The organism is Achromobacter sp. Marseille-Q0513, assembly GCF_018195695.1.
Classification (GTDB): domain Bacteria; phylum Pseudomonadota; class Gammaproteobacteria; order Burkholderiales; family Burkholderiaceae_B; genus Achromobacter.
The window spans coordinates 1-333 of record NZ_JAGTJY010000646.1 but is presented as its reverse complement, the minus strand read 5'-3'; the positions used below and the strand labels follow the sequence as shown (position 1 = coordinate 333).

The window sequence follows — 333 nt, the reverse complement described above, 5'->3', positions numbered from 1 at the left end:
CATACGGGTTGAACATTTTAAAAACCCCTCCCAATGGGCACACAATATGATCTGGCCCGATCTAAAGACATGAGAGGCAGTTTCTTTCGCGCGCACCGCAGACAGTTTTATGGCGCTAATTTCATGTTTTCGCCATGCAAGCTCACTTTGAATAGCATCTTGAAAATCCGCCACCTGCTTCATGATTCATGATCTTCCGGCTAACTTACCTGACCTCTTTGTTGCCACTTTAGTCTTTACCGCACTTGATTTTGTAGTTTCTAGAAAACCATTCAGCACACGCTCAACTGCCGGCAAAACCCTGACCATGCGCTCACGTGCTCGCAATCCAGA

General features: G+C 46.5%; 1 protein-coding gene. It reads right to left on the bottom strand.

All coding sequences use genetic code 11. The features are described from left to right. Nucleotides 1-183: MAE_28990/MAE_18760 family HEPN-like nuclease (locus tag KDH83_RS32140; RefSeq protein WP_212323264.1), on the bottom strand; the 183-nt coding region annotated here is incomplete at its 3' end. Between the last annotated feature and the right edge of the window lie 150 nt (nucleotides 184-333).